Below are 14,981 nucleotides of genomic sequence, written 5' to 3' on the forward strand. Positions count from 1 at the left end.
GGTCACCGGTCCAGCCATAGCTCCTTGAAATTCCAGTTCCCGAGAGGCCAGCCGCTGACGTCCTTGGTCACGCCCCCTACCTGTGGCGACGTGGCATCGATGATCGGATAGAAAACGGGGATGATGTTGCCGCCGCGCTCGTAGTCGATGCGCTGCATCTGATGGACGCACTCGGTCTGCCGAGCGGCGTCCGAGGTCGCGACCGCGGCCTGGTAGAGCCTGCCGTACTCCTCGTCATTGAAGAATGTGGCGTTGAACGGCGCGGTCGGCACCGTCGCACCGGCAGCGTTGGCCAAGTACGGCACGTAGTACCAGTAATCTTGAGCCACCGAGGTGGTTTTCAGATAGCTGTTGGCGAAGAACGTTGTCGCATTCTCGAACTGCACGTTGACGTTCACGCCGGCGTCCTTGGCCTGCTGGGCAAAAAGCTGGGCGACGCTGCGCTGCGCGGGCACCACGTCGTTGGTGATCATGGTCAGATCCAGCGTGCCCACTCCGGCCGACTTCAGCAGTGACTTGGCTTCATCCACATTGCGCTCACGTTGCGGGAATGTGGTGCTGGCCGGGTCGTAGGGCGCGAACACATCATTGGCCACCGTGCCGTAGCCGCCATAGACCACATCGTTGATCTGCTCACGATCCACCAACAAGCGAAACGCCTGTCGCACTCGAGCGTCATCGAACGGCGCGGTGTTGGTAGGCAACGTAATCGGGGCCCAACCACCGGTTTGCGAGATCGTCAGCACCTGACCGGCGGCCTGCAACTGCGGAACGGCCTGCGCCGACAGGTAATTGATGGCATCCACTTGACCACTGAGCAACGCATTGACCTGGGTGATCTCATCGGCCATGTTCAACACCGTCACCCGGTCCAGATACGGCTTGCCCTCGTCCCAATACTCCTCATTGCGCACGAACGAGCTCTGGGACCCCGGCTGAAAGGACTCGAGCTTGAACGGTCCGGTACCGACGATGTTGTCCTCGGTCCACGACTTCGGAGCCATGAAGTAAAACGGCAGCCCGGCCAGTGTCTCCACCAGGATCGAAAAGGGTTGCTCGAAGACCAGCTCGAGTCGGCGCGGATCGAGCACACGAGTTGCACCGAAATCGATGGGCCCAATGGTCGTCGCGCCCTGCAGCTTGTTGTCCACAATGCGCCGGAAGTTGAACAACACGTCCTCGGCCCCGAAGGGCTGACCATCGTGGGCGACGACCCCTTCACGGAGCGTGATCACGTAGCTCTTGCCGGTGGCGTCGGGGACGATGCTCTCGGCCAGAACGAATTTCACCTTGCCCTCATGGTCCAGGCCGACCAGCGGGTCGTAGATCATCGGCAAGCGGGCGTAATCGCAGTTGGTTGTCCCGATATGCGGGTCAAGGGTATCCGAAGCGGCCCCGCCGGAGCCGCCCAAGGTGAAGTGCCCACCCTGCTTCGGTGTACCCGTGGGCGCGGTCCCACCCTCAGTGATGGCGGTTCCGCACCCCACCGCGGTACCCAGCACAGCGGCGCCGGCCAGGCCGATCGACGAGTACTTCAGCATGTCGCGTCGACTGAGCGAGCGGCCCATTACGCCAGACACCGGTTCCCGAATGACACTGATCGATGTGCGACGGCGGGTCATGGAAAACCTTCCTGATGTCGTTCCGGCGTTCACGCGCTGATTCTCATCGCCGGGCTGTCGGCAAGAAGCCGCTGCGTATACGGGTGGCTGGGATTGTCGAGAACGTCGTCGGTGGGCCCACATTCGACGATCACTCCACCGTCGAGCACCATGACTTCCTGGGCGATGTTGCGGACGACGCCTAGGTCGTGGGTGATGAACAACATGGAGAGATTGCGCTGCAGCTGTAAAGCACGAAGCTCTTCGAGGATCGCCGCCTGAACCGACACATCAAGCGCGGAGGTGATCTCGTCGCAGATCATCAACGCCGGGTCGACGACGAGCGCCCGTCCCAATGAAACACGTTGGCGCTGACCACCGCTGAGCTGATGCGGGAACTTGTTGACGAATCCCGGTCCGAGTGAGACCGCTGTCAGCGTCTCGTTGACGCGTCTGGCCCTTTCGCTACGGTTGTAATCGAAGAACAGCTTCAGCGGCGCTTCGATGATCTCACCGACCGTTTTGCGTGGATTGAGCGAGTTGTACGGGCTCTGAAAGATGTACTGCAGAGTCCGGCGCTGGGCTTCGGAGCGTCCACTGCTGCTCTGAGTCAGACGCTCACCGTTGAACTCGACGGTGCCCGACCAGTCGTCGTGTAGTCCGATCAGTGATCGCGCCAATGTCGTTTTTCCGGATCCTGATTCGCCGACGACCGCGAGGCAGGTGCCCTTTTGCATCGTGAAATCGACGCCGCGAAGTACCGTGCGCGAGCCGTACCTGGCGCTGAGCCCGACGCACTGCAACGCGACATCCGTCGTTGTCGGGCCGGCCGAAAGCTGTGCGTCGCCGCCCTCGTCGACCGGAACGGGCGCCCTGTCGATCGAAGGGATCGCGCGGCAGAGTTTGATCGTATAAGGGTGTTTCGGTTGCTCGAACAACGTCTGTGTGGGGCCGCTCTCGACGATCCGACCCTTCAACATGACGGCGGTGTGGTCGGAGATCTCGGCCACGACGGGTAGGTCGTGGCTGATATAGACCGCGGCTACGCCGGTTTCGACAGCGAGCCGCCGGACGGTATCGAGGAAGTGCCGCTGGGTGGAGGCGTCGAGTCCTGTGGTGGGTTCGTCGAAGATGATCAGCTCGGGTCGGGCGACGAACGCCATCGCGATACCGACCCGCTGTTGCTGGCCACCGGAGAGCTGATGGGGATAGGAGTTCAGCACTCGTTGCGGGTCTGGCAGTCGTACCGCCTCGAAAACCTTCAGAAGTGTTGTCCCGATATCGGTACCTCGCGGCAGACAATCTGGATGGGCGGCGAAGACCTCGCGTAGCTGAGCACCCAGCTTCATCGCGGGGTTCAGTGCGCTGGCGGGGTCCTGCGGGACGTAGGCCACGACCCGGCCGCGGACCTTCTCAAGTTCGGGCCCCTTCAGTGTGAGGATGTCGTACTCGCCGACGCGGACAGAACCACCGGAGATCTTCAACCCCTGCCGCGTGTATCCCATGAGCGCGAGTCCGGCCGTCGTCTTGCCTGAGCCTGATTCGCCCACCAAACCCAGGACTTCACCGCGGCGCAGCTCGAAGCTGACATCTTCAACGACGGGTGTGTTGCTCTTGGCGACCGTGACGCACAGATCAGTGACGCGGAAGCAGACGTCGGAACCGGTTTTCGGTTCGGCTGTTGGTGTCGACATGTTTACTTCTCCACTACGGTGCCGAGCGAGCTGGACAGGACTGCATCTTCACCACGCTCCTCGCCGAGGGAAGCCCTTGCGATCGCATCGGTGAACAAGTTGATTCCGACTGCCAAGAGCGCGATCAGCAACGCCGGCAACGCCATACACCAGGGGTTGGTGTAGAGGCCGAGTCGGTTCTCGTTGATCATCAGACCCCAGTCGGCGGCAGGTGGCTGGCGACCGAAGCCAAGGAAGCTCAAGCCCGAGATCATGATGACCGAGTAGCTCATGCGCAGGCCGGCTTCGACCATCAGCGGTGTCAGCAGATTCGGCAGGATTTCGGTGGTGATCACCTTGAGCGGCGGCATGCCCCACAACCGCGCAACCTTCACGAAGTCCCGCTCCGTCACATCCTGCGCAGCGGCGTAGACGACACGGGCCACCTGCGGCGCGTGTGATAGTCCCACAGCCACCACCAGCAGCCAGATCTTGGGACCCACGACGCTGAGCAGAAGCAGGGCGAAGATGATCTGCGGCAGCGCCAGCACGATGTCAACGATGCGCATGATCACGGAGTCGGTCTTGCCGCCGACATAGGCAGCCATTAGGCCGCCGACAGCTCCGACAGCCAAGCCGATTGCGGTGGCCGCCAACGCGAGCAGGATGAGAACCCAGCCACCGTGTAGCACACGGGACAAGACGTCGCGGCCGAGATTGTCTCCGCCGAAGAGGGTGCCGCTCCCGGGTTTGTTGAAGGTCGCGGTTACGACCTCAGTCGCCGAGTACGGTGCGACGAACGGACCGACTATCGCTACGGCCAGGACCAGAAGCAAGATTCCTGCCGCCGCCCGGCCCCGCGTGCTGCGGAGCGCACCGGCGAGCACCAGTGACATCGCACCTCGTCGCCGTACTGGATCTGTTGTGGCAGCAGCATTTTCAACCACTGAGGTCATTTCAGTGCCCTTGTCTCTTGCGGGGGCTGACGAGAAGTACGAGTAGATCTGTCGCAATATTGAGCAGGACGTAGAACACTGCGAGGAGCACCACGATGAACTGGATGACCGGGACATCGCGAGTGTTGACGGCGTTGACGAGCGCCAGGCCCAATCCCTGGTAGTTGAAGACGGTCTCGACAAGAACGATGCCGCCGGCGAGATAGAGCAGGTTGAGGCCGACCACCTGGATGGTCGGCGCCAATGCATTGGGAACCGCGTGGCGGAAAAGAATGCGGTTGCGGCTGACGCCTTTGAGGGTCGCGAGTTCGACGTACTCGCTGTTGAGCGCCTCGATGGTGGCGGCGCGCATCATGCGGAAGACATACGGCGTCACGACGATGACGAGCGTGAGCACGGGCAGAACGAGTTGCCCGGGTCGCTCCCAGGCGTGAACACCGGGTGGAAGCACAGACACCGCCGGGAACCAGTGGAAGATCGCCACCGAAAACGTCAGGACCACGAACACACCGACAACGAACTCGGGCAGCGCGCTTGCGACCAGCGCCACGACCGAAAGGCCGTGGTCGACGGGCTTGTCGCGACGCAGAGCGGCCCAGGCTCCCAGCGCGAGGCCGAGCAATGTGGAGACGATAGCGGCCACCACCACCAGCACAATGCTGTTCTCCAGGCGCGGCATCAGGTACTCGGCGACGGGTTGCCCGTTGGCGAGCGAGTTCCCGAAGTCGAAACGCACCGCTCCTGTCAACCAGTCCCAGTACCGGCTGAGCATGGGCTCGTCGAGGTTCAGCCGTTCGGTCAGCTCGGCGATACGCTCAGGCGTCGCGCTCTGACCGAGGATGGCGCTGGCCGCATTGCCGGGGAGCACCAGGGTGGCCCAGTAAACGATGGCGCTGACCACGAATACCGAAAGCACGCCCGACGCCAGCCGGCTTGCAAGCATTCGCAGGATCGGGTGGCGACGCGCGAAAGGTCGGTCCGGAGGGGCCGGGGCTGTGTCGGGTGGGGAATCAATCGCCGTCATCGAAGTACCACCCGCACGGTATGTGACCTGTGTCTCATCATGTCTCCAGCAGTCATCGCGTCACTGTCCTTTGAAGGATAGTAGACTTTGCCTTTAGAGGTAAGGCCGAATTTAGAAAGTTAATGGCGGCTTAACAAGCCGCCATCGGAAGGACCAGTCGCCCGCTCAGCCAGTGGGCTCCGACGCACCTGCGGAATCGGCTGCGACAAGAGTGGGCGTAAAGCTCACACGCCCAGCTCTGGCCGGGTAGCGCAACATGTCGCAGCCGCAGAGCCAGTCGTCGAGTCGCGCTAGCCACGTTCGTTTCCCGAACGCCGGATCGCGGACGGGACCGTCGCCGCGTCGGTCGGCATCACGGGAGTCATCGTCGGTCACGGCACCTCCATCGTCCGACGGGATGTTGTCCACACAGTGTGAGTTATCCGTCGACACGCGCGTCGCGCGCTACGACGGTGGCCTTGATGTCGTCTGCCACCACGGTGACGTGATCCCCATGGTTCAACGCGCCGTAGGCATCGGGTTCGATGACGACGACCGGGCACGCGATTCCGTAAAGCTCGTTAGTGACAACAGCGCCGACACACAGCACGTAATCGGGTGCGCCGAGAACGACTCCCAGTGGCCCGTTTCCATTGGCCCATGCCTGCGCGAAAACCTGAGCGTTGGTGCCTGAGCCGCGTGATTCCTGCATCACCAGCATGCGTCCGGCCAGGGATTCCCCGCGTTGCGGGTGACTGTGATGGACGATGATTCCGGTCTCCGGGTCCAGACCACCCCAGGCATTGAGCGGCTCCGACAGCTTCAAGACCTCGCCCTGGGCTCGTCCGGCCACCAGGGTGCGCGCCGCACCGGTCACGTCAGTAACCCGCATCAGCTACGACCCTTCCTTCCACGGCAGACTCCACACAGGAATGCAGATCGGCGAAGAGCACGTCTACGCCGATATTGCGGGGGGCATACCAGGCCCATTTCGCCGAGTTGGTCATCACCAGTCCGCCAACCTCGCCGAGGATCGGTGTGTTGTATGTACAGGTGTCGGTGACGATTCTGACGCCGGCGGCGTCGAGGGATTGCGCGATTCCCTGTTCGGCTATCGTCTCGTAGACCCAGCGGCCGGCATTGACATACAAGGGCGTTCGGGAATCAATCCGTCTGCCCCCGAGTATCTCTGCCAGTTGATGGAACTCCGCGATCGAGAAGTGTGGTGTGCCGATACACACCGCGCCGAGTGTCCCCTCGCGGCGTGTGGACAGTTCCGCCCATCCTCGCCGCAGGTCATCGACGGTGACCCGGATCGATTCGGTCGGGCTGCGACCGCCGAACGCGTCGGCGGCGGTCGGGGCTTCCGGAGTGACACCGACGATGTGGAACAACGCCACGGCGCCGCTGGATGCAGTCGCCGCACCGAACGCTTTGAGCTGGTCCTCGCTGGCCTCGCCAATTCCTTCGACCACCGGGATGCGACTGCCGCACCACTGACCGACAAGATGGCCCAACACGGCAAAGAACGATTCCCGCCGGCTGACCGCTTCGGGTAGCCCGGTGACATCGACCAGCACCTGGCCGAGCCGCCCTTCGTCGGTATGCAACCCGGCCATCGGAGCGCGGCCCACGATGGCCGCAGCGATGTCTATGAAGTCGCCGTACCGCTGCGTGCGCGCGCCGAGCACACTGTTGGCAAAAACGATGGCGTTCGACTCTCCCCAGGCGATATGGGCGCCGAAACGCGGGCGGTCCCGCAACAGGTACGGAGCGCACGTCCAGGTCGGCTTGCAACCGAGCGCGATATACAGATCCATCAATACCCGCGCGTTGCTGGCCAGCTCGGCGGTCCCGTTCCACTGCTCCGGATGCAATTGGTCGATCGAGCCGACGTTCAGCGACGTCGGGACGCTGACGCGAGCCTCGCCCTCGATCAGGGCCCGGACGTAAGCGATGGACACCGGACCGATATAGAGGCAGCCATCCACATGCGCGCTTTCCACATCGACCAGGTGCGGCGCACCCATGCTTCGCGCCACCGCAAGCAGCACCCGCATCGCCAATGCCGCCCCCGGCCCTCGGTCACCACGTAGGAACGCTTCGTCCGAGGCGCTGAGGCAGACGTCCGACAAGGACACGCGCGGTCCCTCCTAGGCCACGAGATTAAAGGCCAATCAAAATTACCTTTTAGTGGCGATAAGTATGCATACTATGGAGGCAGTTGTCACGACTATGAGGGCGAACTCGGCGCTCACCGGTGGGGCAGGTCACCATTAGCGGCGACGGAACCTATCATTTGTCGAGTCACCACAGGGAGGAGGCGGTGCAGTGCGGGCGTTCCACCCTGTTCGAACACGAAGCGTTGCCGGAGATGTCGTCGGCCAGATCGCAGACAGGCTTCGATCCGGCGAATTGAAGGTCGGCGATGTTCTGCCGGGAGAGCGTGTGCTGGCCGCCCAGATGGACGTCTCTCGACCCACGGTCAGCGCCGCGATGAATCGCTTGGCCGAGGCCGGGGTGCTGCGCCGTCGGCCCGGCAGGCAAGGCAACGCCGAAATCATCTCGATCTGGATTCCCGACGAACTCTTGGACAAGCCCGACTCGGTCGGTGAACTCGAAGCCGACGACATATTTCGTGTCCTGGAGGCCCGCAAGACCCTCGAACCGCGGATCGCACAACTGGCCGCTTTCCGGGCCACTGACGAGGATTTTGCTGAACTTCAGGAATCGATCGACCTGCTGGCCAACAACCAAGACGACATCAACCGCGCTGAACAGGCCGAGCTTCTGTTCCACCGTGTCATGTGGCGAGCGGCTCGCAACAACTCACTGCAGTCGATGATGTTGGGTTTGGAGCACGAACTGGCCCCGATCCACGACATGATGCTGCGCACCCCAGAGGATTACGCCGCCGGCATCGAACTGCACACCGCTACGTTGGCAGCTCTCAAGCGGGGCGACCCGGCAGAGATCGAAGCCGAAATGTATAGGCATCTCGGCCATTTCGAAGGCATCGTCATCGACGTGCTGCAGCGGACCCCGCACCGTCAGATGCCCGCCTTCCTCCTTGCCGGCACGCGCTAGAGCGGCGGTCTCCCCCAGCCTCGCTCCTCCCCCTCCCCCTCTCCGCCGAAATTGCATTCCAGCAGCGAAAGTTCGAGAAGCCCTCTGCATAGCTGCAATCTCGGCAGGCTGTGGATAACCCTCGACCTGTGGACAACTCGCCGATTCGGACCGTCGGACCCGCCGCGCCGTCAGAGCCCATCGCGACGATGCAGCCATGGGAGACATCATCATCGGGACCGAGGCCGTCACCGACCGTGTCGTCACGCGCCATGAACTGCAACGCTGGTACCGCCCGGTCTTTCGGAATGTGCACATGCCGAAGAGTCGGACACCCACGCTACGCGACCGCACCGAAGCCGCCTGGCTGTGGTCGCACCGCTCCGGCATTATCACCGGGCTGGCCGCCGCCGCGCTGCACGGGGCCGCGTGGATCGACGACCGGGCCGAGATCGAGTTGATCTTCAAGTTTCCTCGCGCACCCGTGGGAATCGTCGCCCGCAACGAGCGCATCGCGCCCGACGAGTGGCAGGACCTGGCCGGTCTGCCGGTGGCCACACCCGCACGGACAGCATTCGACCTCGGCCGTTTTCAGCCGGACCACGAGGCGCTCGGCCGTCTGGACGCGCTGATGCGCGTCCGGCCGTATTCGGTGGAGGACGTGATGATGCTGACGAAGCGGTACAAGGGTGCGCGTGGGGTTGTGCAGCTCAAGGCGTTGCTTCCGATCGTCGACGGCGGCGCGCAGTCACCGCAGGAGTCCTGGTGGCGCAAGTTCGTCATCGACTGCGGCCTGCCCGCGCCGGACACGCAGATCCCCGTCGTCGACGAACGCGGAAAGCCGGTGCGCATCCTCGATTTCGGATGGGAACGGTACAGCGTCGCGCTCGAGTACGACGGCGAACACCATCAGGCCAACCGTGCGCAGTACCTCAAGGACCGGCATGTGCTGCCGACTCTGCGTCGCCTCGGGTGGCGCGTGACCGTGGTCGTCAAAGAGGACGACCCGGTCGCCACGGTTCATGCCTTGACCGAGGCGTTGCGGGCCCGGGGCTGGCGCGGAACCGTGCAGATCCCGCGCTATGCCTACTTCCGCCGCCACTGGGGCGAAACTGCGACTATGCAGGGGAAGTTCGAGTGACGCCCTGCTGGAATGCAATTTCGGCGCAGGGTCAGTTTCGGCGCGGGGTCAGACCGTGCAGTCCACACCGGCGACGTCGGTCGCGATCACACAGGCCGACGGGTTGGACAGCTTCCAGGCCCCGTCCTGGTTCACCCAGTAGATGTTGTGGGTCTTGGTGCCGAAGATCGGGATCGTCACCGCGAGCTGCGCGTCGAGCTGGTCACCGTTGAGCACCGGGTTCTGCACCTGCCAGTTGACCATGCCGCCGTAGGTGTTCAGCCGGTTGGCGATGTTGTCGGCGGTCGACAGCGCCGCCTGCCCGCCGGCCAGCTTGGCGGCGCGCTCGCTCGCCGGGGCGCCGGTGTTCAGCACCTGCCGCAGCTCAGAGGTGAGCTGACCGGCATCGGGCACCGCCGGCTGGGCCGCCGCCACAGCCATACCGCCCACGCCCATACCGCCCACGGCTCCTGCAGCCACCACCGACATCGCCGCCAACGCAGCACGCATGAACGCTTCCTTCCGCACAGAGGGTCCGACCCATCGCACACCTCACCATGAGGCCGCCCCCGCCACAAGACCTACGTCCCCCTGGTGCCGAAATGGCATTCCAGCAGCGAAAATCCGAGTGAGGACCTGCTGGAATGCCATTTCGGCGGAAAGTTGTCAGAACGGCAGCGCGAACTTCACGATCTTGCGCACCACCGTCGCGAACTGCCTCGGCAGCGGCCCGGTGTTGTACGGCACGCCGTAGCGTTCGCAGATCTCCCGCACCTTCGGCGCGATCTCGGCGTGCCGGAACGCCGGAATGTCGGGGAACAGATGGTGCTCGATCTGGAAGGACAGGTTGCCGCTGAGGATGTGGAAGAGCTTGCCGCCGGTCAGGTTGGCCGACCCCAGCACCTGCCGGAAGTACCACTGCCCGCGCGTCTCGGCCTTGGTCTCCTCGACGGAGAACTCCTGGACGTCCTCGGGGAAGTGCCCGCAGAAGATGATCATGTACGCCCACACGTTGCGCATCAGGTTCGCCGTCAGGTTGCCGGCGAACACCCACGGCGCGAACGGCCCGGCCAGCAACGGGAACGCCACGTAGTCCTTCAGCGTCTGCCGCTTGGTCTTGTCCCAGATCTCGCGCAGGATCTCACGCTTGTCGGTGAGCGTGATCTCCCCGGCGGCGATCTTCTCGCTCTCCAACTCGTGCAGCGCCACGCCGTACTGGAACAGCACCATCAGCAGGAACGCGTACACCGGGTTGCCGAGGTAGTACGGCCGCCACCGCTGGTCGGTGCTCATCCGTAGGATGCCGTAGCCGATGTCGCGGTCCAGTCCGACGATGTTGGTGTAGGTGTGGTGCATGTAGTTGTGCGAGTGGCGCCACTGGTCGGCCGGGCACGCGGTGTCCCACTCGAAGCCGCGGCTGGAGATCGCCGGATCACCCATCCAGTCGTACTGGCCGTGCATGACGTTGTGGCCGATCTCCATGTTGTCGATGATCTTCGACAGGCCCAGCATCGCGGTGCCCGCCAGCCAGAACGGCGGGAACACCCCACCGAACAGCAGCGCGCGACCGCCGATCTCAAGTCCGCGCTGCGCCTTGATCATTCGGCGGATGTAGGTGGCGTCGCGTTCGCCGAGGTCGGCGACGACGCTGTCCTTGAGCGCGTCGAGTTCGCGGCCGAACGCCTCGGCCTGTTCGGGGGTCAGGGTGACGGCCCTACCTGCGACGGTCTTGGTGATGGTCTGCTGTTGCGGGGCGGTCGTGGTGTCCAAAAGTTCAGTCATGGTTCTCCCTCTCGGTGTCGCCGAGATTGCATCTGTGACGGCGTTTCAGCGGAAAAGACCTGCTGGAATGCAATTTCGGCGGTTATAGGTTGATGTCGACGTCGCCGACCGGTGCGGACACACAGATCTGGATGTCCTCCCCTTCGGTCGAGGACACTGCTCCGGTGATGACGTTGCGCACGGCGCCGCTGGTCTTGCGGCGGGTGCAGGAGAAGCAGATGCCCATGCGGCAACCGCTCTCCGGGGTCAGGCCCGCGGCCTCGGCCTGGTCGAGCAGCGACCGTCCGTCGTCGACGACGTCGATGCCGCTGTCGGCGAAAACCACTCGGCCGCCGCTCGATTCGCCGGTGAAAACCGGTGGGACGAAGCTCTCCGACGACGCGTGCGGGTAGATCTCCCGGACCCCGTCGACGAGCGCGGGCGGTCCGCACACGAACACCGCGTCCGGATCCATCGTGACGTGCTGAGCCCCGAATCGCGGGGGCAGCTCGGATCCGCTGCGGTCGCGGGTATAGCCGTGCAGCACAGTGACATTCGGAATCGCCGCGGCGATCTTGGCGAGCTCGTCACGGTAGCACGCCTCCTCCGCCGACCGCGCGTAGTGCATGAACACCACGTCTGCGGTGTGCCGCCGCGCCCGCAACGTCCGCAGCATCGACATCACCGGCGTGATGCCGCTGCCACCGGAGACGAACAACAGCCGCCCCGGCGCGGCGGGCAGCGTGAACTCCCCGCCGACCGAGTCCAGACCGACCACCATGCCCGGCCGGGCGTTCTCGAACAGATGCGTCGACACCAGCCCGCCCTCGTGCCGACCGACGGTCAGCTCGACGTACGGATCGGTCTCGGCGTTGGCCGGCGAGTAGGGCCGGGTGCGGCGACGTCCGTCGATGTCGACGGAGACGTTGACGTGCTGACCCGCCCGGAACCCGCTGAACGCCCGGTTGGGCGCCAGCGTCAGCGTCACACTTCGCGGCGTGCTGCGGCGCACCCCGACGACCCGGGCCCGGGCCTGTGCCCGCGTCCAGGTCGGGTCGACCAGCTCGGTGTAGCGGTCGAACCCGTGCGGACCGGTGAGCAGGTCCAGCAGGCCGGACCGGCGCACCCTGGTCAATGTTTCGGTGAACATGTGTACACCGTGCGTGCCACCGGTCAGGCACGTCAAGAGGCCTTACCAGCTTGTGGTAGGTTTCACACAGTGAACAGTCGTACTCCCAGCTCACGGTCGGGACGTTCCCGGCCCCGCGAGAAGGAGACGCTGACACGCGAGGAACGCAAGGAGGCCACCCGCCGGGCCATCGTCGCCGCGGCGCTGCGCCTGCTCGCCGAACGCAGCTTCAGCGGGTTGAGCCTGCGTGAGGTCACCCGTGAGGCCGGCATCGTGCCCGCGGCGTTCTACCGGCACTTCGAGTCGATGGAGGCGCTGGGCCTCGTCCTGATCGACGAGTCGTTCCGCGCGCTGCGCGACATGTTGCGCAGCGCGCGCGCCGGCAAGCTCGACCCGAACCGGGTGATCGAGTCCTCGGTCGACATCCTCATCGACGGTGTGCAGAAGCGCCGCGAGCACTGGCGCTTCATCGGCCGGGAACGCTCCACCGGCGTCACGGTGCTCCGCTACGCGATCCGCACCGAAATCCGGCTCATCACCTCGGAATTGGCGATCGACCTGGCCCGCTTCCCGAACCTGAACACCTGGAGCAGCGAGGACCTCAACATCCTGGCCAGCGTGTTCGTCAACTCCATGATCGTCATCGCCGAATCCCTCGAAGACGCCACCGACCCCGCCAGCGTCGCCGAGATCCGCCGGCAGGCGATCAAACAACTGCGGATGATCACTGTCGGCGTGGCGGGGTGGCGCAGCAGTTAACGTGACGGGCATGTCGCCCGTCGTCGAAGTCACCCAGCCCAGGCCCGAGATCACCGTCGTCACCCTCAACCGGCCCGACAAGCTCAACGCGCTGTCCTACAAACTGGTCGAGACGCTGCACGACGTGCTCGACGCGCTCGCCGCCGACAACACCTGCCGCGTGGTGGTGCTCACCGGCGCCGGCCGCGGGTTCTGCGCCGGGCTCGACCTGAGCGTGCCCAGCCCCGAGGAGGCCGGCGGCGGAACCGAGTTCCCCCGCTCGGGTATGCGGTGGCAGGAACGCATCGCCGACCTGACGGCCAAGATCCACCGGTTGCGCCAGCCGGTGATCGCCGCGGTCAACGGTGTCGCCTACGGCGGCGGGCTCGGGATCGCCGCGGCCTGCGACATCCGTGTCGCGGCGCCGTCGGCGCGGTTCTGCACGCAGTTCATCAAGCTCGGCCTCGGCGGCTGTGACATCGGGGTCAGCTACACGCTGCCGCGTCTCATCGGCGCCGGCCCGGCCTTCGACATGATCCTGACCGCGCGCGCGGTCGACGCCGACGAGGCGTTGCGGCTGGGCCTGGCGTCCCGGATCGCCGACCCGGCCCTCGACGAGGCGCTGGCGATCGCCGAAACCCTCAGCGGCTACGGCAAATTCGGGCTCGAGTCGACCAAGCAGGTGTTGTGGGCCAACCTCGAAGCCCCGAGCCTGGAGGCTGCGCTGCACCTGGAGAACCGCAGCCAGATCCTGTCGTCGACCAGCGGCGAGATGCGTGAGATGGCCGCCAAGATCCTGCGCAAGTCCTGACGACCCGTCGCCGAAATGGCATTCCAGCAGGCGAAGTGCGAGTGAGGATCTGCTGGAATGCAATTTCGGCGGGAAGGGGGAACAGGTCAGCGCGGGGTGCCGCCGCCGTCGGCGATGATCACCTGTCCGGTGATGTAGCTTCCCGCGTCCGACGTCAGAAGCAGTGCGGCGCCGACCATTTCGTCAGGAGTCGCCAGGCGGCCCAGCAGCGTGCCGCCGACCATCCCGTCGATGGCCTCCTGCGGGTTCTTGCGCATCATGTCGGTGTCCACCGGCCCAGGCGCCAAGGCGTTGACCCGGATGCCGTGCGCCACGAACTCCGCGGCCATCGACCGGGTGAACGACATCATCGCGGCCTTCATCGACGCGTAGATCGACAGCATCGGCGCGAAGATGAACGCGCCGACCGACACCATGTTCAGCACCGCGGCGTGCTCGCTGGCCTTCAGATGCGGCAGCGCCTCCTGCACGAGCATCACCGGGCCGCGCAGGTTGACCTCGAACGACTTGGTGAGCGCGTCGACGGTCATGTGCCCGAACGGCTGAGCCAACGGGTTGGCGGCGTTGTTGACCAGGACGTCCACACCGCCGAACTCGGCCACGGTGCGCTCGACGAGGGCGGCCAGGTCGTCGACCTCGCCGAGGTGGGTGGGCACCCCGATCGCCGACCCGCCGAGCTCGCGCAGGTGCTGCGCGGCCTTCTCGCACGCGTCGGCCTTGCGGCTGGCCACCACGACGCGTGCGCCGGCCAGCACGTATCCCTCGGCCAGCGCCAGCCCGATCCCGCGGGTGCCGCCGGTGACGATCACGGTCCGGTCTGTCATGTCGAACAGCCGGTCGAACGAAGCGCGGTCCACTAGATGCACCCGCCCACGCTGATGCGCCTGCCGACGTCGGCGCAGACGCTGACGTGCGGCATCGGGACGTAAACCGGCGGTGGAGGCGGCGGCGGCGGTGCCCCCGGCGGCGGTGGTGCCCCCGGCGGTGGCGGTGGTGGCGGTGGTGGTTATTTCGGCTGCATCAGGGCTCCACCGGCCCGCCCAAGCGGCCGTTGGTGGCGTCCCGGATGGCTCGGTCGATCAACGACAGGGCTTCGCGCTGGGTGACCTTCTCCTTGTCGATG

Annotated in this window: 14 protein-coding genes and 1 pseudogene; 4 read left to right on the forward strand and 11 right to left on the reverse strand. The window is 64.9% G+C overall.

Annotated features, from left to right (window positions below; translation table 11 throughout):
- Positions 1–2: 2 nt before the first annotated feature.
- The 6 genes from ASJ79_RS21575 to ASJ79_RS21600 form a co-directional block, all read right to left on the reverse strand.
- On the reverse strand, positions 3–1,655 hold the full coding sequence (locus ASJ79_RS21575; protein ID WP_197420317.1) for an ABC transporter substrate-binding protein: 1,653 nt from the start codon (positions 1,653–1,655) through the stop codon (positions 3–5).
- Positions 1,652–3,295, reverse strand: a complete 1,644-nt coding sequence (locus tag ASJ79_RS21580) for an ABC transporter ATP-binding protein (protein ID WP_067959696.1) — start codon at positions 3,293–3,295, stop codon at positions 1,652–1,654. The genes ASJ79_RS21575 and ASJ79_RS21580 overlap by 4 nt, the downstream gene beginning before the upstream one ends.
- 2 nt (positions 3,296–3,297) lie before the next feature.
- Positions 3,298–4,170 (reverse strand): ABC transporter permease, encoded by an 873-nt coding sequence (locus tag ASJ79_RS21585; protein WP_156448567.1) that lies wholly within the window; start codon positions 4,168–4,170, stop codon positions 3,298–3,300.
- A gap of 61 nt (positions 4,171–4,231) precedes the next feature.
- The gene (locus tag ASJ79_RS21590; RefSeq protein ID WP_197420318.1) at positions 4,232–5,254 is read right to left on the reverse strand and encodes an ABC transporter permease; all 1,023 of its coding nucleotides are present in this window, start codon (positions 5,252–5,254) and stop codon (positions 4,232–4,234) included.
- A gap of 418 nt (positions 5,255–5,672) precedes the next feature.
- The gene (locus ASJ79_RS21595; RefSeq protein WP_067959706.1) at positions 5,673–6,110 is read right to left on the reverse strand and encodes an aconitase X swivel domain-containing protein; all 438 of its coding nucleotides are present in this window, start codon (positions 6,108–6,110) and stop codon (positions 5,673–5,675) included.
- Between the two features lies 1 nt (position 6,111).
- Positions 6,112–7,374 (reverse strand): aconitase X catalytic domain-containing protein, encoded by a 1,263-nt coding sequence (locus ASJ79_RS21600; RefSeq protein WP_197420319.1) that lies wholly within the window; start codon positions 7,372–7,374, stop codon positions 6,112–6,114.
- Positions 7,375–7,564: 190 nt separating this feature from the next.
- On the opposite strand from ASJ79_RS21600, the gene ASJ79_RS21605 reads away from it, so the two are divergent.
- Together ASJ79_RS21605 and ASJ79_RS21610 are read left to right on the forward strand one after the other, a co-directional pair.
- Entirely contained in the window at positions 7,565–8,320 is a 756-nt protein-coding gene (locus ASJ79_RS21605) for a FadR/GntR family transcriptional regulator (protein WP_067959708.1), read from the forward strand.
- A 196-nt stretch (positions 8,321–8,516) separates the two neighbouring features.
- Complete coding sequence (locus ASJ79_RS21610; RefSeq protein WP_067959712.1) at positions 8,517–9,440, forward strand: hypothetical protein; 924 nt, start codon at positions 8,517–8,519, stop codon at positions 9,438–9,440.
- A 48-nt stretch (positions 9,441–9,488) separates the two neighbouring features.
- Here the strand turns inward: ASJ79_RS21610 and ASJ79_RS21615 are convergent, their stop codons facing one another.
- From ASJ79_RS21615 to ASJ79_RS21625, 3 genes are all read right to left on the reverse strand, one after another.
- Positions 9,489–9,929 (reverse strand): hypothetical protein, encoded by a 441-nt coding sequence (locus tag ASJ79_RS21615; protein ID WP_067959731.1) that lies wholly within the window; start codon positions 9,927–9,929, stop codon positions 9,489–9,491.
- Between the two features lie 156 nt (positions 9,930–10,085).
- The gene (locus ASJ79_RS21620) at positions 10,086–11,201 is read right to left on the reverse strand and encodes an acyl-CoA desaturase (protein ID WP_067959715.1); all 1,116 of its coding nucleotides are present in this window, start codon (positions 11,199–11,201) and stop codon (positions 10,086–10,088) included.
- Positions 11,202–11,283: 82 nt separating this feature from the next.
- Positions 11,284–12,330, reverse strand: a complete 1,047-nt coding sequence (locus ASJ79_RS21625) for a ferredoxin reductase (RefSeq protein WP_067959718.1) — start codon at positions 12,328–12,330, stop codon at positions 11,284–11,286.
- 69 nt (positions 12,331–12,399) lie between these two features.
- Between ASJ79_RS21625 and ASJ79_RS21630 the strand changes: the two genes are divergently transcribed.
- The gene (locus ASJ79_RS21630; RefSeq protein WP_067959721.1) at positions 12,400–13,068 is read left to right on the forward strand and encodes a TetR family transcriptional regulator; all 669 of its coding nucleotides are present in this window, start codon (positions 12,400–12,402) and stop codon (positions 13,066–13,068) included.
- Positions 13,069–13,078: 10 nt separating this feature from the next.
- Positions 13,079–13,858: an enoyl-CoA hydratase/isomerase family protein gene (locus tag ASJ79_RS21635; protein ID WP_067959734.1), complete on the forward strand. Its 780-nt coding sequence runs from the start codon at positions 13,079–13,081 to the stop codon at positions 13,856–13,858.
- Between the two features lie 86 nt (positions 13,859–13,944).
- On the opposite strand, the gene ASJ79_RS21640 is transcribed toward ASJ79_RS21635, so the two are convergent.
- Both ASJ79_RS21640 and ASJ79_RS34280 read right to left on the reverse strand, forming a co-directional pair.
- Positions 13,945–14,715 (reverse strand): SDR family NAD(P)-dependent oxidoreductase, encoded by a 771-nt coding sequence (locus ASJ79_RS21640; RefSeq protein ID WP_067959723.1) that lies wholly within the window; start codon positions 14,713–14,715, stop codon positions 13,945–13,947.
- Positions 14,716–14,878: 163 nt separating this feature from the next.
- Positions 14,879–14,981, reverse strand: a pseudogene (locus tag ASJ79_RS34280) (TetR family transcriptional regulator); the annotation flags it as partial.

It is taken from the genome of Mycobacterium sp. NAZ190054, assembly GCF_001545925.1.
Classification (GTDB): Bacteria; Actinomycetota; Actinomycetes; order Mycobacteriales; family Mycobacteriaceae; genus Mycobacterium.